This window comes from Burkholderia reimsis (assembly GCF_003294055.1).
In the GTDB taxonomy this organism is placed as follows: Bacteria; Pseudomonadota; Gammaproteobacteria; order Burkholderiales; family Burkholderiaceae; genus Burkholderia; species Burkholderia cepacia.
Genome location: NZ_QMFZ01000017.1, coordinates 56,605 through 77,826 on the forward strand (window position 1 = coordinate 56,605; position 21,222 = coordinate 77,826).

General features: G+C 64.3%; 19 protein-coding genes and 2 pseudogenes. 7 read left to right on the forward strand and 14 right to left on the reverse strand.

The genetic code is table 11. The features are described 5' to 3' along the window. Positions 1 to 58: 58 nt before the first annotated feature. The 13 genes and pseudogenes from DPV79_RS20220 to DPV79_RS43405 all read right to left on the reverse strand — a co-directional run bounded on the left by DPV79_RS20220 (position 59) and on the right by DPV79_RS43405 (position 14,724). Entirely contained in the window at positions 59 to 703 is a 645-nt protein-coding gene (locus tag DPV79_RS20220) for a glutathione S-transferase family protein (RefSeq protein WP_021160969.1), read from the reverse strand. Further along, on the reverse strand, positions 697 to 1,881 hold the full coding sequence (metC, locus tag DPV79_RS20225) for a cystathionine beta-lyase (RefSeq protein WP_059817021.1): 1,185 nt from the start codon (positions 1,879 to 1,881) through the stop codon (positions 697 to 699). Before metC ends, DPV79_RS20220 begins: the two co-directional genes overlap by 7 nt. A 59-nt stretch (positions 1,882 to 1,940) precedes the next feature. Continuing rightward, positions 1,941 to 2,594, reverse strand: coding sequence for a pyridoxine/pyridoxamine 5'-phosphate oxidase (locus tag DPV79_RS20230; RefSeq protein WP_113046319.1), 654 nt, complete (start codon positions 2,592 to 2,594; stop codon positions 1,941 to 1,943). A gap of 7 nt (positions 2,595 to 2,601) precedes the next feature. Further along, a complete protein-coding gene (locus tag DPV79_RS20235) occupies positions 2,602 to 3,504 on the reverse strand; it encodes an HpcH/HpaI aldolase/citrate lyase family protein (protein WP_048022729.1) in 903 nt (300 codons plus the stop codon). A gap of 47 nt (positions 3,505 to 3,551) precedes the next feature. Next, positions 3,552 to 4,691, reverse strand: coding sequence for an acyl-CoA dehydrogenase family protein (locus DPV79_RS20240; protein ID WP_059495916.1), 1,140 nt, complete (start codon positions 4,689 to 4,691; stop codon positions 3,552 to 3,554). 371 nt (positions 4,692 to 5,062) lie between these two features. After that, positions 5,063 to 5,269 (reverse strand): annotated as a pseudogene (locus tag DPV79_RS20250) (helix-turn-helix domain-containing protein); the annotation flags it as partial. A gap of 360 nt (positions 5,270 to 5,629) precedes the next feature. Then, positions 5,630 to 5,887 carry a PAAR domain-containing protein gene (locus DPV79_RS20255; protein WP_048022903.1) on the reverse strand — a complete coding sequence of 86 codons (258 nt, stop codon included), beginning with the start codon at positions 5,885 to 5,887 and terminating at the stop codon, positions 5,630 to 5,632. A 100-nt stretch (positions 5,888 to 5,987) separates the two neighbouring features. Beyond that, entirely contained in the window at positions 5,988 to 6,236 is a 249-nt protein-coding gene (locus DPV79_RS20260) for a hypothetical protein (protein WP_060155113.1), read from the reverse strand. 78 nt (positions 6,237 to 6,314) lie between these two features. Further along, on the reverse strand, positions 6,315 to 7,814 hold the full coding sequence (locus DPV79_RS20265) for a hypothetical protein (RefSeq protein WP_060128573.1): 1,500 nt from the start codon (positions 7,812 to 7,814) through the stop codon (positions 6,315 to 6,317). After that, positions 7,811 to 10,039, reverse strand: a complete 2,229-nt coding sequence (locus DPV79_RS20270; protein ID WP_060155118.1) for a T6SS effector phospholipase Tle3 domain-containing protein — start codon at positions 10,037 to 10,039, stop codon at positions 7,811 to 7,813. The genes DPV79_RS20265 and DPV79_RS20270 overlap by 4 nt, the downstream gene beginning before the upstream one ends. Positions 10,040 to 10,060: 21 nt before the next feature. Further along, positions 10,061 to 12,847 carry a type VI secretion system Vgr family protein gene (locus DPV79_RS20275; protein ID WP_244321781.1) on the reverse strand — a complete coding sequence of 929 codons (2,787 nt, stop codon included), beginning with the start codon at positions 12,845 to 12,847 and terminating at the stop codon, positions 10,061 to 10,063. Between the two features lie 22 nt (positions 12,848 to 12,869). After that, complete coding sequence (locus tag DPV79_RS42165) at positions 12,870 to 13,532, reverse strand: hypothetical protein (protein ID WP_124467374.1); 663 nt, start codon at positions 13,530 to 13,532, stop codon at positions 12,870 to 12,872. 877 nt (positions 13,533 to 14,409) lie between these two features. After that, a complete protein-coding gene (locus tag DPV79_RS43405) occupies positions 14,410 to 14,724 on the reverse strand; it encodes a hypothetical protein (RefSeq protein ID WP_244321782.1) in 315 nt (104 codons plus the stop codon). A gap of 118 nt (positions 14,725 to 14,842) precedes the next feature. Between DPV79_RS43405 and DPV79_RS20290 the strand changes: the two are divergent. Both DPV79_RS20290 and DPV79_RS20295 read left to right on the forward strand, forming a co-directional pair. Beyond that, positions 14,843 to 15,313 (forward strand): annotated as a pseudogene (locus tag DPV79_RS20290) (tyrosine-type recombinase/integrase); the annotation flags it as partial. 220 nt (positions 15,314 to 15,533) lie between these two features. Further along, positions 15,534 to 16,193: a carbonic anhydrase gene (locus DPV79_RS20295; protein ID WP_021160963.1), complete on the forward strand. Its 660-nt coding sequence runs from the start codon at positions 15,534 to 15,536 to the stop codon at positions 16,191 to 16,193. A gap of 169 nt (positions 16,194 to 16,362) precedes the next feature. On the opposite strand, the gene DPV79_RS20300 is transcribed toward DPV79_RS20295, so the two are convergent. Beyond that, positions 16,363 to 16,890 carry a lipocalin family protein gene (locus DPV79_RS20300; RefSeq protein WP_165581777.1) on the reverse strand — a complete coding sequence of 176 codons (528 nt, stop codon included), beginning with the start codon at positions 16,888 to 16,890 and terminating at the stop codon, positions 16,363 to 16,365. Between the two features lie 283 nt (positions 16,891 to 17,173). Here DPV79_RS20300 and DPV79_RS20305 point away from each other — a divergent pair, with 283 nt between their 5' ends. The 5 genes from DPV79_RS20305 to DPV79_RS20325 all read left to right on the forward strand — a co-directional run bounded on the left by DPV79_RS20305 (position 17,174) and on the right by DPV79_RS20325 (position 21,207). Next, positions 17,174 to 17,770 carry a sigma-70 family RNA polymerase sigma factor gene (locus DPV79_RS20305; protein WP_042975896.1) on the forward strand — a complete coding sequence of 199 codons (597 nt, stop codon included), beginning with the start codon at positions 17,174 to 17,176 and terminating at the stop codon, positions 17,768 to 17,770. Next, the gene (locus tag DPV79_RS20310; RefSeq protein ID WP_113046322.1) at positions 17,767 to 18,501 is read left to right on the forward strand and encodes an anti-sigma factor; all 735 of its coding nucleotides are present in this window, start codon (positions 17,767 to 17,769) and stop codon (positions 18,499 to 18,501) included. The genes DPV79_RS20305 and DPV79_RS20310 overlap by 4 nt, the downstream gene beginning before the upstream one ends. A gap of 155 nt (positions 18,502 to 18,656) precedes the next feature. Next, positions 18,657 to 19,490 (forward strand): DUF1295 domain-containing protein, encoded by an 834-nt coding sequence (locus DPV79_RS20315; protein ID WP_060084912.1) that lies wholly within the window; start codon positions 18,657 to 18,659, stop codon positions 19,488 to 19,490. Next, positions 19,487 to 20,587, forward strand: coding sequence for an SAM-dependent methyltransferase (locus tag DPV79_RS20320; RefSeq protein WP_113046323.1), 1,101 nt, complete (start codon positions 19,487 to 19,489; stop codon positions 20,585 to 20,587). The genes DPV79_RS20315 and DPV79_RS20320 overlap by 4 nt, the downstream gene beginning before the upstream one ends. Before the next feature lie 8 nt (positions 20,588 to 20,595). Beyond that, positions 20,596 to 21,207 carry a lipocalin family protein gene (locus DPV79_RS20325; RefSeq protein ID WP_059653124.1) on the forward strand — a complete coding sequence of 204 codons (612 nt, stop codon included), beginning with the start codon at positions 20,596 to 20,598 and terminating at the stop codon, positions 21,205 to 21,207. Positions 21,208 to 21,222: the final 15 nt, after the last annotated feature.

Here is a 21,222-nt window from a genome sequence, read left to right on the forward strand (position 1 = left end):
GTTCGTGAGGTCGAGAGTTCGTGAAACCGCGAGGCCGTGCGAGTCGTCACGCGGAGAGTCAGCCCGGCTGGCCGCGCAACGCGTCGAACGACACCATGACCTGTTCGCGATAGGCGGGGCGTCGGCTCAGGCGGGCGTACCAGGCCTCGACGTGCGGCAACGGCGGCCGCTCGACGTCGAGCGAGAAATAGCGGAACAGCGTCGCGCCGGCCGGAATGTCGGCCAGGCCCGGCGTCGCACCGCCCAGGAAGGGCTGGGTCGACAGCAGCCGGTCGAGCAGCTGGAAATGCGTCGCGCTGCGCGCGGCCTTGTCGCGCACGAGCGCATCGTCGCGCCGCTCCGGCGGCGTTCGCACGAGCGCCCAGAACAGCCCGGTCATCACGTCCGGTTCGAGAGCGGTCTGCGACCAGTCCATCCAGCGCTCGGCGCGCGAACGGGCGAACGCGTCGCGGCACCAGAACGGATTGTTCGGCACCCGCGCGGCGAGATAGCGCAGGATCGTGTGCGACTCCCACACGACGTCGCCATCCCAGTCGATCACCGGAATCCGGCAGGTCGGATTCAGCGCCGCGAACGCGGGCGTCTGCAGCGAGCCGTGTTCACCGCCTGCCGCGATGTGCCGGTACGGCACGCCCAGCTCGCCGATGAGCCACAACACCTTCTGCACGTTGAACGACGTGCGGCGGCCCCAGACGGTCAGCATCGCGCGGCATCCTCACAGGCGGCGGCCTGCCGCGCGCACGCCGCATAACGATCGAGACCGGCCGCGAGATCGGCGATCAGGTCGTCCGGGTCCTCGAGCCCGACATGCACGCGCACGCCGCGACTGCCGGCCGGCCAGCGCGCGGCAAGGCCGTGCGCGTCCAGTTCGAACGGCAGCGCAAGGCTCTCGTAGCCGCCCCACGAATAACCGAGCCCGAACAGCGCGAGGTGGTCGAGAAACGCTTCGACCGCGTGCGGCGGCGCCGGCTGCAGCACGACCGAGAACAGCCCCGATGCGCCGCGAAAATCGCGGCGCCACAGCGCATGTCCGTCGTCGCCGGGGAGGGCCGGATACAGCACGCGCTGCACTTCGGGGCGCGTCGCGAGCCAGCTCGCGACCGCCAGCGCGTTGCGCTGGTGCTGCCGCAGCCGCACGCCGAGCGTGCGCAACCCGCGCAGCGCGAGATAGACGTCGTCTGGGCCCGCGCACAGCCCGAGATCGCCATGCAGTTGCTTCAATGCGGGCCACGCGCGTTCGGTGGCCGACACGGTGCCGAGCATCGCATCGGAATGCCCGACCAGGTACTTGGTGCCGGCCTGGATCGACAGGTCGATGCCGAACGCATGCGGTTGGAAGAAGAGCGGCGTGGCCCAGCTGTTGTCCGCGACGACCAGCGCGCCGTGTGCGTGCGCGAGCCGGACGAGCGCAGGGATATCGTGCATGTCGAACGTATAGGAGCCCGGCACTTCGACATACAGCGCGCGCGTATTCGCACGGAATGCGGCGGCGACGGGCGTGCTGCCGTCGTACCAGGTCGTCTCGACGCCGAGCCGCGCAAGCACGCCTTCGCACGCATGGCGTACCGGGCCGTAGACCGATGCGGTCATCAGCAGGTGATCGCCGGGCTTCAGGCACGACAGCAGCGCCAGCGTGCACGCGGACAAGCCCGACGGACACAGCACCGCACCGGCACCGCCTTCGAGGCTCGTCACCGCGCGCTCGAGCGCGTCGGTCGTCGGCGTGCCGCGGCGGCCGTAGATATACGGCTGCGTGCGGTTCAGCAGATCGGACACCGTCGGGCTGAGCACGGTCGACGCATGGTAGACGGGCGGATTGACGAAGCCGTGCCAGGCCGCGCTGTCGCGGCCCGCGTGCATGAGGCGCGTGTCTTCGTGCATCCGGCCATTCATGCCGTCGTGCCGGGTGCCGTCCGGTCGCGAGGGGGGGGCGGCGGACTTCAAGGCCATAGCGCACACCGTTCCCAGCGCTGACCGTCGCGACGGTACGCCTGCCGCGCGAAGCGGCGTGCGCTGTCGGCACGCCAGAATTCGGCTTCGTCCGGCGCGAGCGTGTACAGGTGCCAGTCCTCCGACACGAGTGCGGGGTCGGCGGCGAGCCGCGCGAGCTGCGCGTCGATCGCGCGCGTCAGGTCGGCGGGATCGTCGAGCCGTTCGCTTTGCCGGCCGGCCAGGATGCTCGCGCGCGACCGCTCCGGGCGGCCCGCGAAATCGGCGCGGCCTTCGGCGGCCGGCAGCCGCTCGACCGGGCCGCTCAGGCGGACCTGGCTCGCGATCGCCGGCCAATAGAACGTCAGCGCGGCGAACGGCCGGTTTTCGATCTGGCGCCCCTTGGGGCTGCGCGTGCTCGCCGCGAAATGCCAGCCGCGTGCGTCGACGTTAAGCAGTACGACAGAGCGAGCGTCGGGCCGCCCGTCCGGGCGGACCGTCGACAGCGTCATCACCTGCGGTTCGACGGCGCCTGCGACAACGGCCTCGTCGAGCCAGCGTTCGAATTGCGCTTGCGGCGTGTCGGGCCAGTTCTCGGCCGGAACATGCGGCGCCGCATACGCGAGGGTTTTCAGCGCCTTCAGGCGCGTGGCGATCGTATCCATGGCGGGCTCAGGCAATGCCGAATTGCGTCGCGCGGGCGATCAGCCGATGCGCGGCGAGATAGTCGGGGACTTCCGCGAGGAAACCGTCGACGACGGCCGCGGCCACGCGGCGGCCGCCGGACGCGCGCCGGGCGGTGTCGAACGCGTCGATCACGCGGCGGGCGAGGGCGACTTCATCGGCCGTCGGCGTCAGCACGCGATTGACGACCGGCACGAACTGCGCGTTGACGATCGCCTTGGCGTGGTATCCGAGGCCTCGCGACACGCGCATGTCGAGCTCCGCGCCTTCGTTGTCGGCATAGCTGTACGGGCAGTCGATCGCGGTGATGCCGACGGCCGCGCATTCGACGCGAAAGCGCGAACGCACATAGTCGAGCTCGCGGCCCGCGCGGGTGCGCTCGGCCCCCATGTCGGCCACCATGTCCTCGGTCGCGACGAGCACGGCCGACACGCGCGGGCTCGAACGCGCGATCGCCATCGTGTTCACGAGCCCGAGCGTCGACTCGATGTTCGGCACCAGTTCCGTCGAGCCGGGCGCGATATCGTATTCGCGCTCGAAGCGCGTGACGGCTTCGTCGAGCGCGACGACCTGCTCGGGCGTCGCGACGTACGACATCATCACGATGTCCGGCCGGCCGCGCATCGCCGCGCGCAGGTCGTCGATGCCGCCCGCGTCGAGCGGGTTCACGCGCACGGACGCGAGGATGCCGGCATCGCGCCAGCCCGCGAGCACGCGCTCGCTGAGTTCGCGCGCGGCCGGACGCCGGTCCGGCGGCGTAAAGGTCTCGAGTTCCTGGATCAATACGTCCGCGCCGCTCGCGGCGCCGTCGACGAGCGCATCGTGATCGGCGCCGGCGAGGAACAGCCAGGAGCGGCGCAGGCGGGAAGGGCGTCGGTGGGTCGTTGTCATGCTTGGATTCCTGTAGGGTGCGTCGTACGCATGTCGATGGCGGGCGTTCAGCCGGCGCGCATCATCTGGTTGAAGATGTTCTTGCGATGCATTTCCTCGGTTCCGCCGACGCTCATGAAACCCAGCGCGTCCGACGCGAATGCGGCCACCGGCCCGGCCTGGTAGCCGAGGCTGCCGTACAGCCGCACGAGGCCGAGCGCGCCGTCGACGAGATCCTGCGCACCGACCAGCTTCGCGATCGAGCAGGTCATCAACGCTTGCGGGTGATCCGTCAGCAATTGCGCGAGCGCGCCGCGCGCGAGCCACGTGCCGCGCTCGATGCCGATCTGCAGGTCGACCAGGCGGCGTTGCACATACTGGTGCGCGTCGATCGTGCTGTCGAAGCTGCGCCGGTCGCGGCAATAGGCGATTGCGTCGCGCAGGTACGGCGCCGTCACCTGCGCGGCGACGAGGCCGTAGTAGAGGCGGCCGAGCGAAATGATGTCGATCAGGTTGCCGAGCCCGGCGCCCGGTTCGCCCAGCAGCTGGCCACGCGCGATCGGGCAGTCGTCGAAATGCAGCGCGCCGGTGGGCAGGTCGTCGAGGCCGAGCTTGCTGTCGGGCGCCGCGACGGTCATGCCCGGCTGGTCGCGGTCGACGATCACGAGCGCCGTATTGCGTCGGCCGAGCGTTTCGACACGCGTGACGACGAGGATGAAGCGCGCGAGCGGCGCGTGCGCGATGTTGAATTTGCTGCCGGTCAGACGGTAGCCGTCGCCGTGCTCGACCAGCTTCGTCGCAATGCTGCGCACGTCGGTGCCGGTGCCCGGTTCGGCGATCGCCGTCGCACTCAGTTCGCCGCGCAGGATCGCGCCGAAATAGCGGTCCTGCTGGGTTGCCGTGCCGTAGCGTTCGAGCGCGCGCACCATGCCGGCCTGCGCGATCACCGACAGCAGCAGCGCCGGGCGGCGGATCGTCGATGCAAGCCCTTCCAGCGCCGCGGAAAAGTGCCACCAGCCGTGACCGTCGCCGCCGTAGGTCTCCGGCACGATCATGTCCCACAGTCCTTCCTGGCCGAGCCGGGTCCAGCCGGCTGCATCGAATCCGGCAGGCGCGCGAGCGTCGCGTTCCGCCGCGGCGATCTCCGTGCCGATGTCGCGAAAGCGCGCGAGCGTCGCATGCTGTTCCTGCGTCCAGTCAAATGGCATCTGTCGTGTCTCCGGTCGAAGCGGCGCGGCCTCGGACGGCGCGCCAGCGATGCCGACAAGAGTAAGGGGGCACGGACAGCGGAGGTACTGGCAGTAGTGGTAGTTGCCGGGTGGGGTGTCGCGGCAGGGACAGGCGGGCGTGGATCTTCGCAGGGTGTGTTCGAGTGCACGAGTCGCGGTGTGCACGCATCTCGGTCGGCGCGCGCTGGTTTGATCCCGGCATCGCATTTCATCCCGCGTCGCGGGACGATATCGAATCGGAGCAGCTGTTCACGGAGCGACTCGTTCTGGCGGGCGGTCATCATCTTCTCGCGAAGAAGCGCCTGATCCATGGGAAGCGCTCGACTCGATAGCGCTGCCATTGCTCATTTGTTGCTCGGCTTCGCTCGGTGTCCCGATACCAATCCCACCGGGCCGTGCTCACGTAACCGGGCGACCAGCCGGCGGACCCGCCGGGTCGTCAATTCCAGCCGTTCCGCTGCACGCCATGGTTTGAGCTCACCGTCGGCTACGTCCTGAATGACCTTGAATCGATCCAGCTCGCGCATCGTCATGGTGATCGTCCCAGTCGCGTTCATCGCCGGCGCTCCCAAGGGTGCAGGCGATCAACCTACAGGCCAAAACACGACATTTTTATTTAGCGGAAACGCGACATCTGAACTTGGGACCTACACAAAAACCACCGATAACTATGATTATGTAAAGTGTAGTCCAGAATAATACTTTGGACACTAAGCGCAGCGTAAGGCCGGCGCCGGCGGCCACCGCCTGAGCGTGCGTTCGACCTACAGAGGCACTCATGCTGGTTCATTGTTGTCGGCGGCTTGGCCCACGACCTCGCGACGAACATGCTGTATCTGATGCATGAGCTCACCTCCATGCCACGACCGCAGCGATCGCCTGCAGGCGTCGAGGCGCGTGCGCGCTCGTGCGAGAAGCTAGGCCCGCCCGGACGTCGGAAGCGACGTGATCAGCACCGCGCCGCATGACGTCTTGTGACCGTCGAACGACGCGAAGCTACCCTCCACGTTGAAATCGGAATCGCCTTCCACAATCACACACTCGCCGTGGATCGGGCAGGTGCAGCGGTCACCGATTCGTGCGACCGGCCGACCCATCACCTCGCTGTTCGCAGCACCGGACTCAACGCGCCCGCCGTGACTGTGTACGTCTCCAACCCGAATTACACCGCGCATGAAAGCCTCTGTTCCAGGTTCGCCTTCGTCATAGATCCCGCCGCGCAATCACATCGCACTTCCATTGTTAGGACAATCCACGCGCGGTGGCCATATCGGTTCATCTACGCGCTCTGAACGCGTTGACCACGCCCACGACGAACAGGGCAAGTCCGACGAACACCATTAAAACGGGCACCGAGAAGACAAACGACAACTGTGCATCGCTTTGAATATGCCACTGGTCGAATGCGCCAATGATCAGAAGAACAAATAAGGCGACGCAAAGACAAATCCCAGCTGCAACCAGCCCAACGCCCCACCCCATGAGCTGCTGATGGCGAGAGAGTCTATACGCTCCCGATTCCATAAAAATTCTCCACAACGAATGCGTACGACGCGCGAATCGACCGGGCGCCGCACCCGATCTATCGCATCATTCGCGTGCTCAGAAGCTGTACCCTTGCCCGGATCGACTGTAATCGACATCGTGGCGCTTCCCCCACCAAGGCAGATAGGCACTACCCTCTCCGGCCGCGCGGAACCACGGTTTCTTTGGATCGACGGGATTCAGCTTCGCCGGCGGAACCACGACGACCGCCGTCGGGTGTTCGAGGTCTGTCGTGCCTGCCACGAGCGTATTGCCGCCGATGTGGTTTGCACGACCGATCGCCAGTGCGACGTCCGTCAACGCGGAACCTGCGCCCATCTCGCCGAGGAGCGCTGGCGTGTTGAACGTCTGTTTCTTGTAGTCGTATTCCGGCAGCACTTCGGTCAACGTCTGGGACAACGTACCCAGGCGAGCGGATGCGGCGTCACTGCCCTTGCCGGCGTCGTGGACCACGTAATGAAGATCAGCCGTCGCCACCCCAGCATTGTGGGCAGCTTGTTCAATGGTCGATTTCCAAGCCTGGACTGCGCGGGTCGTCCCGGACTTCTTTTCGAAGTCGTTCACGTTGCCGACTGCGGCTCGCCCAATCCAGGCGAGCGGCTCTCGCCCTGTCGCAAAGTCCGGCCCCGTCAGAACGAGCAGGACCATGTTCTCGTTCATCTGGTTGTCCTTCGGCGGGAAGCTCGGCGCGTCCCAGTTCATCACCCATACGCTTTTATCGGGGTGCGCTTGCAGGTACTCGAGCGCACGATTCAGCGAAGTGAAGCCCGCATTTGGACCACCTGGCGTTATGTGGACATCTGGCGGAGTGTCACTGTTCCACAGACTCGGTGCGGACTTATTCCCGATCTCGTAATAGTCGACAAACTGGTCGACGAGATATTTACGTGACTCTTCCGGATCGAGTCGCTTCTCGGGGATTGCAAACTCGATATGCGTACCTGCGAGTTCTCGCCAGCCCTTTCGGTCCTTCGAATGCACGTTGTAAAAGTACGCCGGGCTCATCACATAAATCTCAGCAAACAAGCTGAGAAGCTTGTCGACATATTTTTCGTAGAATCCGTCAAACGTCTCGCGTCCATCGTTTCCATACGCAACACCCGCGACCGGTTGAACAGTCGTGAAGCTCTTCGGATCCTCCTTCACCATGTCGTCGTGCTCATTTGGCCCAACGAGGCCCATCGTCCAAAGCAATTGCCATTCGGTCGGATAGTCACGTCGTTCTAACGGATTGAGCCACGCCAGGCCCACGACTTGAGCCCGGAACGGCTGATTGGGTGCAGGTGCTGCCATCGCAACGCTGGCAGCTGCCCCAGTCATGGCCAAAGCGGCCTTTTCACCGCCGGATTTCCGAATTCCCGCCCAGAGCGCCAGCACGGCAACCACAACAAGGAGCGGCAACACAATCAATCGTTTCATCCATTCCTCAACCGAAAGCGGCTGCGGCGCAGCCTGCTGAGCATGATACGTCCACGTCGCAGCTACTGCGACCGACAAGACGAGAATCGCGATAGCGACGCCTACACGTCGCGGCCAAGTCGAGAGAGCGGTACTCATAGGGCGTGCGTCGCACTGAGGAACCACCCACCATCTCGTTCGTCCTGGATTTTCTTCGGCATATGTGCATCTGCATCGGCCTTAACCCAGTCTGATAGAAACAGACCACTCATCTTCCCTTTCGAGAAGTACGACGCGTACTTCCGGTGAGGATTCGATTTGTCCATGCCTTCACCGAAGCGCCAGTCAGCTTCAATGCGCAATTCCTTCCAATCTTCGGGTGTCAGTTTGCACACACCGATTGCGACATCGTAGGCGAGAGCATGCTCCGCGTGCATCGCGTTCGTCATGATCGTCGAATGGTTCGTTGGATTGTTCTTCTCCGTCGCACCGAGATAGGTTGTCACAGTGGACGTCGAATACTCCCTTGCCTTGCCGTCAGCATTGAAGCCCGGTTGCTCAGAGGTCACATTTCCAGCCGCGTCAATGAGCGAGCCATTTCCTTGCTCACGTTGGCGGACGGTCTGTCGCACGACCGCATGCAATTCGTACCGCATATCTGCTTCGCTATCCTCATTCCCAATCGGTGCCGCGCCCTTGTAGTTGTCGATCGCGTCTCCCGGCTTTTTGTTAGCAGAAGCCTTGTTTCTGTCGCGTGCGGCCGCAACCGGGTCATTACCCTCATTAAATTGGCTCGTTGCTGCGGGGCCGTCATGGACGGGTGCGATCGGACTGCCAAACTTCATTGCTACTGGGGTGAACGGGTGATCCAGCTTGGGCGCGTCGATCGGGATTGCCCACCATTCTGATGGCGTCGCATTGACCGCCGGCCGGAATATGTTTACGGCCGTTCCGATGCTTTGCATCTTCCAGATTCCCCACATGTCGTGAAGAGTCGTTCGGTTCTTTAACGACTTGATGAGCGAGAATCGTGCCTCGGGAGATGGGGGATACCAGAACCCTTTCGTCTTTCCTTTCTTGTAGCGCCAGTCATTCTTCGTGTAATCGTAAAACTGCCCGGGCTTCTGGCCCACCAGGTAGCCCGAAGCGAAGACTCGCTGCGTGAAGCAATCAGCACCGCCCGTAACTTCTATCTCGTACTCGCTCAAGCCACGCCAGCCGATCCCCTGGACCGTTGTCGCCGAGATGACTTGATCATGCGGGCAGCAGTAGAGCGTGACGCGGCCAAATGTGCGATACGTGTTTCCGTAACCTGTCGGCCCCATGGAGGTCTTTCCCCATACCTGAAGGCCGTGCGCCTGGCGATCGTCCGCTGCCTTATAGGGTTTGCCTGTTGACGACGTGCACATATTGGACATTACCGGATCGATATCTTCTGGCGTCGGTTCTAGGCTGAACCGTGCCCGGATGATGTCGAAGAAGTTTGACAGCGTGCGGACCCGCGCTTCCCATGTCTCGCGGCCGCGTCGACCCTCTGCATCCTTTGCGCCGCGTTGAGTCCAGTTATCGGGCAAGTTGCTGTCGACCAGGCTGTACGGCGCGTTTGCCAATACATAGGCGTCGGCAACACAACGGCCAGATTTCCCCTGGCCATCTTTTACCTCCGGCAATTGGTCGCCGAGAAACGCGGCTGTGAGCCCGACTATGTTCCCTTGACTATGACAAACGACGGTGATCGGACAGTCTGCTTGCTTTTTCCTGATCGACTCGATCAGTTTCGCGAGACGCAGCGCAGCCATGACTCCGTATTGCCGGTTTGGCGTCGAGTACACCATGCGTGCATCAACGGGGTTCAAATCCTGAACCTGTAGCCACAGGAATAGTCGATCGTTCACCCCGACGTTCCACAAATCCGGAAGAGTTGTACACCCATTTGCAAACGGGCCTCCCCCCCAGTAGTTTTGTTCGTTCAGGAAAATGTTGCCGCCAAACTCCTGCAGTTCTTCTTTGTTCGCCTTGTGTCCCCAACGGAAATGGATGACCGGCGACCACGACGGGTCGGGCTGCACGTAGGTTTGCGGCGTCATCTTCGGGTTGATGAAGCCGTCGTTCGTCAGGAACTTGACGTACTTGGCTGGGGTGAGTTGTCCACCTTCTGGTCCTTTGAACTTCATCTGATCGTCGAGCCGCCCAAGTCGCCGGTTCAATCCCTTGCAGAGACCCTCTTCGGCCGGGCCGAACCACTCGCCCTCGGAGTTGACGCCGTGAACGAAAATTACGACGCCTGGTAACGGCATTGGATTGACAGCAACAATTTCCTTCTTCTTGCCGGGCAGCAACGTGCCAACCTTGGTGGCGGCCGGGCTCGTAGATTTGTTAGGCATACTATGTTATCTCCCGGATGCTTACGCGTCTTTTCTGAAGAACTTCACGACTACCTGTTCGAACTGGTCGTGTTCGATTGGAGTCAGCTTGCCGCTACTGTCCGTCTGCCCGCTGAGTATCCCGCCCGATGCCTTATGGACTTGCCCCACGAACCCCTCGATTGGCTGGCCATCCGACGCTCGTACGAGTTTCGGTATAGCCCCAAGCGGTTCTTTGTCGAATTTCGGCATATCCGTACTCATGCTCGCCGGCCCTTGCCATGAATGGCCGGCGGACTTCACGGTGAACTTTCCCGGGCACCCAAGTTCGATGTCGCTGCCGTGAAGTTTCAGGTAGGCGCCGCCGGAAGTCGTGAAGACCACCTGATCGTTTGCCATACCAGTGATCTTCCCGTCGGCGGCCGTCAACTGGATGTTCTTTGCGGAATCGATCTCCGTGTCGTCGTTCTGGCTCTGTAGCGTGACCTTGCCCTGGTTCGCAATCGCCGACACGCCCTCGCTGTGCGCGAACATCGCGACGCCATGGCCGCCGTGCAGATTGATGCGCTGGCCGCTCGTCACCTGGACGTGTTGCTGCGCGACCTGGTCGATGTTTTCGCCCGCGTACGTCACGTGGGTTTTCGGGGTGATCGCAACCGATCCGGCCTGCGCGCCGAAAGCCATCAGCGCCTGTGAGCCGCTTCCGGTGCCCGCCCCAGCTCCGGTGTTAGGTGCTCCACCAGCGGGTGTCCAGCTCTTGAACGCGGCGGCGACAGCCTGCTGGCCGGCTGTGTCTGTCGCTTGCCCTCCATGTTCACCGGCATAGTCGCCCAGCGACTTGAACAACTCGGTGCACTCGCCGAGCAGCTGCAGCAGCTCGTCACGATCAAGCTGCCCGCCGCTTGCCTGCGAGCGGGCGTATGTTGTTAGCAAGATCCCTTGCGCGGCGCGCAGCGCTGCGGCCGCATCGGTGCGCAGCTCCGCACCCTCGCCGCGTCCCTGTCCTTGCCCGTTCTGGCGCGGTTGCGTGAGGAAACCCAAATTCAGTTGGGAGTGCGCGTGCTCGCTCGCAAGTTGGCTGGAAATTTCTCCCGGCGTGTCGTCGAGCCGCAACTGGTTGTAGCGCTGCCCCTTGATTTCCTTCGTCTTGATACCCGACACGTATCGGTTGCCAGGCAGCGAACCGGTGTGCGTAAACGCCGCCGGCGGGTTCGCCCCATTGCCGAGGACAGCGATGATCACCAACCGGTCGGGATCGCCCCCAATCGCCCCGAGCAGGACCTCCATGCCGATGCGTGGCAGAAACGACGCACCGAACTGCGTGCCCGCGAGGCTCGACGCCACCCGGATCGGCGCGCTGTCGCCGGCGTTATCGTTCGTGCCGGCCCCTTGTGCATGGGAGTGATCGGCAGGATCCAGTCCTTGGATCCGCACGTAGACCCGCCCGAGCTCGTCGGTCACAACCTCATCACCGTCGCGCGTAACGATGACCCCGGTCAGCAAATGAACGGGTGGCAGGTCAATCCTGGGATCGTATGCCGGCGTGATCGGGACGCCGCGGCGCACGCACGTAAAAGTGTTTTCGTAGCGCGTATCCGATTCAGCGGACGAAGGGGCCAGCTGGGCCGGCGAAGGCGATACGAGGTTCTTGCTCGCAGCAAAGAGCTGCTGCACGCGTTCGGTCAGCCCCTTCGGGAGGTTGTTCGAGATGTCGTGACGAATCGACGTGACGACGAACTGCCGCTTGTCGGCCGACTGCATGTCCAGGTCGGGGTCACCGGTCAGCGTGATCCAGGTGCCGACGGCGAGATCGCGGATCCCGCTCGCGCCATCGTACTGTTCAGCTTCGAATTGGTGCGCCAGCATACGCGAGCGCGTAAGGCGATCGTGGTCGTCCCACGAGTCGCCTGCGTGCGGGACATCGATCGCCACGTCGGTCAGGAGCGTCGCCAGATCGTTACCGGCATCGCCCTGGTCGACTTCGCCTGCCACGGTCGACTCGTCAATACGCGCCTTCTTGTAGTCCCATGATGGTCGACTCGCTGCGCCCGGCACCAGGCGCGCGTGCAGCGCGAACAGCGTAACCGTATCGCGCTCTTCGGTTCCAGCGTCGCGTGGGTGTAGACGCACCGTTCCCGCCGGTCCTTCCTGCAACGAATCGGGATTGTCGCAACAGACCAAGGTGTGCACGGGGGTTTCGTCTTCGGAGGTGGATCCGCCCTTGGCGGGCCCTGCCTTGACGAAGATCGAAATCCCTTCGCGACGCAACAAGCGCCGCACAAACGCTGCGTCCGACTCGTTCACCTGGCGCGTCAATTCTCGAGCAGGATAGCGATCGCGATTCAGGAATGACAGGTCGAATTCGAAGGCGCGCGCGAGCGCCGGACTACGCTGCCGCCATTCGTTGAACATCACCGAGAGGACGTCGACAACGCTCTGCTTGCGGAAGACGCGCGAGTTCGTCCGTTTGTCCATCAGGGACAAAGCATCACAAATCGTCAGCTGGTAAACGCACAGCTCGCCATCGCTTTGTCCGATTTGTACGTTCTGAACGATCGCGTTGATCGTCTGCAGCTGGCCACGGTCGGTTACCAGTCGCAATGAAACAGGCACGCCGATAAACAACTTGGGTGGTAGGTCGTGTCGTGTCGATACGCACGTGAGATGGCCGTGGATGCCGGTCATCAGCCCTTCGTGAACGTTTGCGTGCTGAAGCGCAAGCAAGCGCCCCAACGTCCCTTGCAGCCGCCCGAAATTCAAAGCGACCGGACGTCGGTTCCAGTCGACGGCCCCCAACGCGAAGCTACTAAGTGTGTCGCTGATGCTCACTTCGGCCCTCTCAGTTTTGTGTTCATCTCTGGCCAGCCACAACGTGACCGTCGATTTTTTGCCAGACGGTCCCGTCTCGCGGCACGAAGTGCCAGCACCCGGTTTCCGGGTTGTACAACGCCAACTGCTTGGCATCGCCGGGAGGTACAGCGATCACGTCGACAGCGTCGAGCGCCGCGACGGCCCGCCGGAGCGACGCCTCCTCAACGGCCGGCGACGCCAGCCATCGTCGTGCGATCTGCAACGTCTCTTGCCAGGCAAAGAGGCCTGCGGACTGGTGCAGTCGATCGAGCGTCGACCACGTCGCTGCTTCAATTGCCACCGCCGTATGGTGCTGGCGCCATCGTGCAGCCTGGTCTCGAGCAACCCTGAAGAGATGGCCATCGTGATGCACGATGAGCCGGTTCTCGTGGGCAAGCCACGCGAGATGCACGGTTAGCGGCCGCTGTCGCAACCTGCCTGAATAGAGGACGCGCCGTGGCAGGTGACTCGACAGCAAGACGCCTTCGACTGCCTTTGCATCGTGTCGCAGCAGGAACACCATTTCCAATAGCGCATCGAATGGCGACAGGAAACAGCCAACCGCTGGACCAAAATCCGACCGATCGCCCAATACGGACAGGACATCCATCGGTGCAGGCGTCATCAGGACATAAACCGGGTGTTCGTAATCCAGCGTCCTCATGGTGTCGAACGCAAGTTTCCCGGCGCTTTCCAAAACGTTCGAGATTCGGCTATTAGACCATATGCAGATTTAGCAAAGCCATTCTAGACGGACTGCGCGAATCAGATCGTCAAGCTTTGTTACGGTGCCCTCATGGCCGGCGCGAGAACGCGAAGCTTACAATTTCCATTGATTTTCTCCGGAAATTCAGGGGGCGAACCATTGCGGTGGGTCGATTGTTGCGGTTCGTGTAAATAATAGATCAATTAAATATATTAATTTAATATATGGATATCGGCGGGCCGTTCAACCGCACGCGGCCTAGTGAATCCAATTCGGACGGAAGTGCGCTGGGGCAGCGCCTCCTGCCGAGGTGGTTCGACATGGATCAAGCACCTGCAGCACGCAGACGCCCGCATGGATTCGCCGATCGCTCTGCAGAGCAAAACGCCTCCCATTGCTCAGGTGTGGCTCGGTCGACCTTCTCAATCGCCACGGTGCGCGCGCGTCGATCGACCCTTCCATGATCCTTCCGATGCTTCGTCCCGTTTCCACGTCCGACACCGAGAACAGCGCCGGCGGGTACGGATCGCTTCAGTTCCGTGGTCCACTCGCGAACCTGCTGCTCGAGGATCCGTTGTTCGTCATCCGATTTCGTCATCGTTTTCCTTATCGGGAATCAGGTTCGTGAAATTCGGCGACGGTTTTCGCGCGCCTCATTCTTTAGGCCGCATCGAGCATCGTCTTCGCAAATGCTTCCGCATCGTCTGCGTGGTGTAGGTCGTCAGCTGCGTGTAGCTCTGGGTTTTGTGCACGATTTCACGCTCCGGTCAACCACGCCCGCGCGCGGTGCGCACTGCGCACTGCTCGAGGTGGATCACGTTGTCCCGCGCGAAGCTCACGCGCTCGCCGAGAGTAAAGCTTGCGGGCTCACCAGCGGGATACGCGGCGCCCAGCCCAGCCCCGTCACGATCGCGCCATACGCGTGCTCGTCGACCAGGCCGTCGTGGACGCGATCGGCACACACGGTCGCCACGATCAGCGGCCCGGCGATCGCCTGCAAGTGCACGACGTCGCCGCGCTCGATGGTGTCGCGTGCGGTATCGCGCAGCGTGTCCCAGCCGCGGGTCATCGGGCCCGGCGCCGTCGCGAAATCTTCCCGGAAGCGCGTCCCCCACTCACGGCACAGCAGTTGCCAGGACGCGACCGGCATCGTGCCTTCGCCGGCCTCCCAGCGCTGCACCTGCCGGGGGGGGAACGCCCGACCGCTCGGCGACGGCCGCCTGGGTGCGGCGATGACGCATGCGTAGGCCGACCAGCTCCGCTGCGGTCGGCGGGACGAGCACGGCGATCACTGGCTGCACGTGCTCGGCAAGGGCGGCAAGGTGGCACTGCCGTCGCTCGCTCGGACCGCGCTGGATCAGCATCTCGTGCAGCGCGGGCTGCCGGTCACGCCGACACGCTGGAACCCGGCGACGCCGCTCGTCGCGAGTCTCGAGGCGGAGAGCGCGGGCATCGAACCCAGACGGCTCTGGCGCGTGCTGCGCCGGTTCTTCGTGCTGGCAGCCGACGAGATCCAGAACGAACGACCGGCGACCGCTGAGAAGCTGCGGCGCGCGAGCCCACACTGGATGCGGCACACCCACGCATCGCACGCGCTCGGGCGCGGCGCTGAGCTGATCATGGTGCGCGACAACCTGCGCCACGCGTCGATCTCGACGACGTCGACCTATCTGCACAGCGACGACGTGCAGCGGGCTCGGCAGTTTGATCATGCGTTCGGGGTCCGCAAGGAAGGATAGTCTGTCGTCAGATGGACGTCAGCAGACGGACAACGATTCAGAATTTCCCTGTTAAATCATCAAGTTGAGATGCTTTTTTCGAAAATTTCACGAGTCCCGGCCGACCCTCAAGTACCACGCCGTTCCCTCGCTCATCTGATGCCGGCATAATATCGCCCGCCGCGCGAGCGTACCCGTCTTTGCTACGCCGGTATATCGAATCTGTACCCCGGGAGCAAACATGCGTGACGTCATCGACGGTTTTCTTCGCTTTCAGCGCGACATCTATCCGCAACGGGCTGGGCTCTTCAAGCAGCTCGCCACATCACAGAACCCCAAGGCACTGTTTGTCACGTGCTCGGACAGTCGCGTCGTGCCCGAATTGCTCACGCAACGCGAGCCGGGCGAACTGTTCGTGATCCGCAATGCAGGCAACATCGTGCCGTCCTACGGCCCCGAGCCCGGCGGCGTGTCCGCCACCGTCGAATACGCGGTCGCCGTCCTCGGCGTTCGCGATATCGTGATCTGCGGTCACTCCGATTGCGGTGCGATGGGCGCGATTTCACGCTGCACCTGCCTCGATCATCTGCCGGCGGTCGCGAACTGGCTGCGTCATGCCGACGCCGCTAAAGTCATCAACGCCGCGCATGAATACGACACGCCTCGCGCGAAGCTCGACGGGCTCGTGCGCGAAAACGTGATCGCGCAACTTGCCAATCTGCGCACTCACCCGTCCGTGGCGCTCGCCCTCGAACAGGGGCGCATGAATCTGCACGGCTGGGTTTACGACATCGAGACAGGCAACATAGATGCGCTGGACGGCGTCACCCGAAGCTTTGTCTCGCTCGCCGAGTCGCCTACGGTAGTCGCCGTGAGCTCGCGCGATCGCGGGCAGGTCTAGTCTCCCCGACAGCTCGCGCCCAGAGTCGGGGGCGAACACGCCCCCGCTCCCAAACAGACCGGGCCCCGCTCCTCTCCTTCACGATCGTCACCGACAACAACGCACGCGGTACCCGACGTTCTCCCGAACGTGACGCGGCCGCGGATGCATGGCTGCCCATGCAGTCGGGCTAATGCGCAGTGCGCCGCAACATCATCGTGTCGTAGCCGAGCGTCCGCACGCGCTCGACAAGCGCGTCGGCTTGCTCGGTCGACGGCCTGGCGACGCGCGTCAGGATCCACAGGAATCGCCCTGACGGCTCGCCGACGATCGACCACGAGTAGTCGTCGGCGTGATCGAGTATCCAGTAGTTGCCGAAAAAGAACGGCCCGAAGAACGACACTTTCAGCTTCGCGTCGCCGCTGTTCGCCACGATCTTCGCCCGTCCGTCCGAGCTTCGTGCGCGGCCGCCCGGCCCGCCTTCGCGACACGTATTGCGCACGTCGACGAGGCCGTCTTCCCGCTTTGCATAATCGGCCGTCACGCCGTCGCAACCGCGCTCGAAGCGGTTTTCATAGCGCGCGAACTCGTACCATCTACCCACATAGCGATCAAGATCGACCGCCTTGGCCGGCTGCGGCACCTGGGCGTTGCCGCTCTCGCCTCCCGCCAGGCCCGCGCATCCCGCGAGCAACAGCGCCGCTCCAGCCAGCGCCATGGAAACCGTCCACACGGACGACGTACAAAGGACAGATCGCTTCATTGACTCCCTCCCGGCCAGGAAATCACGCCATTGTGCACGCAACCACCCCGCCGCAGTGACGGCGGCCGGTTGCATCCCGGCGGACGATTCGTTCGTATCTCGCGACAACGTCTTCATACGGTTCGCCACCATGCACGACATTCAGCGGGTCCGCCGTCGATTGCTCGATCAAGTGCATCCGGCAGTGCTATATTTCGCTCGACATTCACGCCATGGCGATCCTCGCCATTTCTTCAGCATGAACGACACGCCGGATGGTGCCGAGCGCTTCGCCCCGTCAACCGACGCGGATGCCGTGCGTCGCGAGCACCTGAATCAGGTCATGTCGCAGGTCGCGAGCGGCGACCAGGCGGCTTTCGCCGAGCTGTACCGGCTGACCTCGTCGCGGGTGTTCGGCATCATCCTGCGCATGGTTCACGATCGCGGGGAAGCCGAGGATCTGCTCCAGGATGTCTACACGGCCGTGTGGCGACGCGCTGACGCATTCGACCCGGCACGCGGCGGCGCGATGACGTGGCTGACCACGCTGGCGCGCAACAGGACGATCGACCGGTTACGGCAGCATCGCGAGGCGCAACTCGACGAAGAGCAGGTGCTGGATCTCCCCGACGAGGATCCGACGCCCGCCGCGCTCGCGGAAGCAAGCCAGGAGCGCCAACGCCTCGAACGGTGCCTCGAGCGGCTCGATCCGGATCAGGGCCGCGCAATACGCGAGGCTTTTTTCAGCGGCGCAACTTACAGCGAACTCGCAGCGCGACTGCGTGTGCCTCTCGGAACCATGAAAAGCTGGATCCGGCGCAGCCTGATGCAGCTGAAGGTATGTCTCGAGCAATGAATACGCCAGCCGATCACGATCCCGAATTGCGCTGCGCGGAATACGCGCTCGGCGTGCTCGACGCCGATGCGCGGCACGCACTCGAGGAGTCCGCCGCACGCGATCCGCTGTTGCAGGCGACACTCGAGCGCTGGCAGCGCCGCTTCGCACCGCTCGCGGAAGACATCGCACGCGTCGCCCCGCCCGGCCGGGTCTGGACGAGAATCCAGCGTGACCTCGGCTTCCTCGTTCCGCCGGCCGCGCGCGGCGCCACGCCATCGGGCGGATGGTGGAACAGCCTGCGACTGTGGCGCTGGGTCGGCCTCGGCGCGAGCTTGGCCGCACTCGGACTGCTCGCGTTCAACCTGATCCTGGTGAGCGAAGCGCCACCGCGCGTGGCAGCTGTCGAGGGCAGCTACATGGTGGCCACGATCGCACGGTCGGACGGCGTCGCACACTGGACCGCCACCGTCGACCTGCGCCGCGCCCGGATGGTCGTGGTGCCGGCGGACAAGCCGACGATCGCCGCGAATCGCTCGGCCCAGCTCTGGCTGATTCCGCCGAATGCGAAGCCGATCTCGCTCGGCGTATTCACGCCGGACGCACCGGCGTCGATGACGCTGCCGCCCGCGATCGTCGCGCAGTTCAGCGCACGTGCGGTGCTCGCCGTGTCGATCGAGCCGCGCGGCGGCTCGCCGAGCGGTCAACCCACGGGTCCGGTGCTCGCCACCGGGGCAATGCACGCGGCATAACAGGCGCCGCGCCAACCTGCGGCGGACATCCGTCCGCCGAGGGTGAGCGCGGTGCGTGCCCCTGTCGCCCGCGCGCAGGTCGCGGCGCATCCCGATGCATCCGTTTCGCCTTCGGCTCCGTATATGACGGATATCGCGTCCCCGGAGCCGCCCGCATGCATGCCGTCGCCGTTGCCCTCCTCGCTTTCGTCGGACTGTTTCTGTCGTTCACGGCGGTGTGGATCAGCCAGTTGCGCTCCCGGAATGCCGGGATGATCGACCCGGTCTGGGCAGTGACGCTCGGCGGCATGGCCGTGTTCGTCGCGGGGCTCGGCACCGGCCCGGCATTGAACCGCGCACTCGTCGCGACAGGCGGCGGCATCTGGGGGCTGCGGCTCGCACGACACCTGTGGCGTCGCAACCGCCGGCAGCCCGAGGACCGACGCTATCGGCAATTCCGCGTGCAATGGGGCGACGCCGCGCCGCGCAACATGTTCTGGCTGTTCCAGTTGCAGGCGCTGATCTCGATGTTGCTGTCGGTCGCGTTCTTCGTGCCGGCATACAGTCCGGCCGCGCCGTCCCGGTCCGCAGCTGTCGCGGCCGTCTCGATCTGGCTCGTCGCCGTGGCCGGAGAGGCCGCCGCCGACCGGCAGCTCAAGCACTTCCTCGCTGCCCCCGGGCGTCGCGACCGCGTCTGTCGAGTGGGCTGGTGGCGCTATTCGCGGCACCCCAACTATTTCTTCGAATGCCTGCACTGGTGCGCATACGCGGCGCTCGCGATCGGCATGCCGTGGGGCTGGCTCACGCTGATGCCGCCGTTCCTGATGGCGTGGCTGCTGCTCAGGGTCTCCGGCCTGCCGCTACTCGAGGCGCATCTCGTGCGAACGCGGCCGGGCTACCGGGAATACATGCTCACGACCAGCGCCCTCGTTCCGTGGCCGCCCAGGCCGGCCGCACCACCGCCCGTTGCCCGCCCCGACCATCCAGAAGACAGGAGTACGCGCTCATGACCGCCACCGCCTCGCAACCGTCGCCCGCCCGGATGCCTGCCCCCGGCGACACCTGGCTGATCCGCTGCTGCGAACGCGGCTGGCTGCCGGATCCGCTGATCCGCGCCGGCATGCGCACGCTGCTGCGGCAGCGCCTGCGCGACGAACATATGTTCGACGGCGAGCGACGCACGGCCGCCTTCGACCGGCTGGTGCACGAACTGAACGCGAGCCCCATCGCGATCGACACGCATGCGGCCAACACGCAGCATTACGAAGTGCCCGGCGCGTTCTTTGAAGCCCATCTCGGCCCCCGGCTGAAATACTCGTGCGGCTATTACCCGCACGGCAACGAAACGCTCGCGCAAGCCGAGGACGCCATGCTGTCGCTTTACGCGGAGCGGGCCGGCCTCGCGGACGGCCAGCGCATCCTGGATCTCGGCTGCGGCTGGGGGTCGCTGTCGCTGTGGCTCGCCGAGCGCTATCCGCACGCGCGGATCGTCGGCCTGTCGAATGCTCACGGTCAGCGGAACTTCATCGAGCAATGCGCGGCCCGGCGCGGGCTGACCAATCTGCGGATCGTCACGGGCAACGTGGTGGACTTCGATTTCGCGCCCGGCGAAGCGGGTTTCGACCGCGTGCTGTCGATCGAGATGTTCGAGCACATGAAGAACTACGGGCAACTGCTGGCGAAAATCGCACGCTGGATGCACGACGACGGTAAGTTGTTCGTGCACGTCTTCGCGCACAAGCTGCTCGCCTATCATTTCGCAGTGCGCGACGACACCGACTGGATGTCGCGTCATTTCTTCACCGGCGGCACGATGCCGTCGGCCCATCTGCTGCTGCGGTTCCAGGACGACGTCCGCCTCGACCGCCAATGGTGGATCGACGGCACCGCCTACGCCCGCACGGCCAACCACTGGCTCGCTTCGCTCGACGCCGCGCGCGGCCGGATCATGCCGATTTTCGAAACGGTCTACGGCGCCGACGCGCGGATCTGGTTCCAGCGCTGGCGAATGTTCTACATGGCCGTCGCCGAACTGTTCGGTTATGCCGGCGGCCAGGAATGGGGCATCGCGCACTACCTGTTCGACAAGCGGCCCGTACGCGCGTGAGACGTGTCATGCCGTACCCAATCGTCCGCCGCTTCGCCGCCATGCTCGCGGCCGGTCTTGCGCTCGCCATCGCCGCGGGCTGCTCGGGCAATGCACCGAACACGAATCCGCGCGCAGCCGTGCCCCTGTCGAGCGTGGCCGTCGACCTGCCACGCTACATGGGCCGCTGGTACGTGATCGCGAACATCCCGTATTTCGCGGAACGCAACTACGTGGGCAGCCGCGCCGAGTGGACGCTGCGCGAGGACGGCCGGATCGACGACGTGTTCGTCGGCCGCAAGGGCGGCTTCGACCGACCCGAGAAACGCTATCGCTTCGTCGATACGGCAAAGCCCGGCAGCGGGGGCGGCGAATGGCGCGTGCGGCTGTTCTGGCCGGTATACGTCACGCAGTTGACGCTCTATGTCGATCCCGACTACCGCTACACGATCCTCGGCTACCCGGGCAAGACGCTCGGATGGATCTTCTCGCGCGAGCCGACGATGGACGACGCGACGTATCGCTCGCTGCTCGCGCGGCTCGATGCGATGGGCTACGACACGTCGCGCTTCAGGCGCGTGCCGCAAACACCCGGGCAGATCGGTCGACCGGGCTTCGCCTCGCCGGGCGAGCGCGACTGAAGCGGGCCCGGCGCA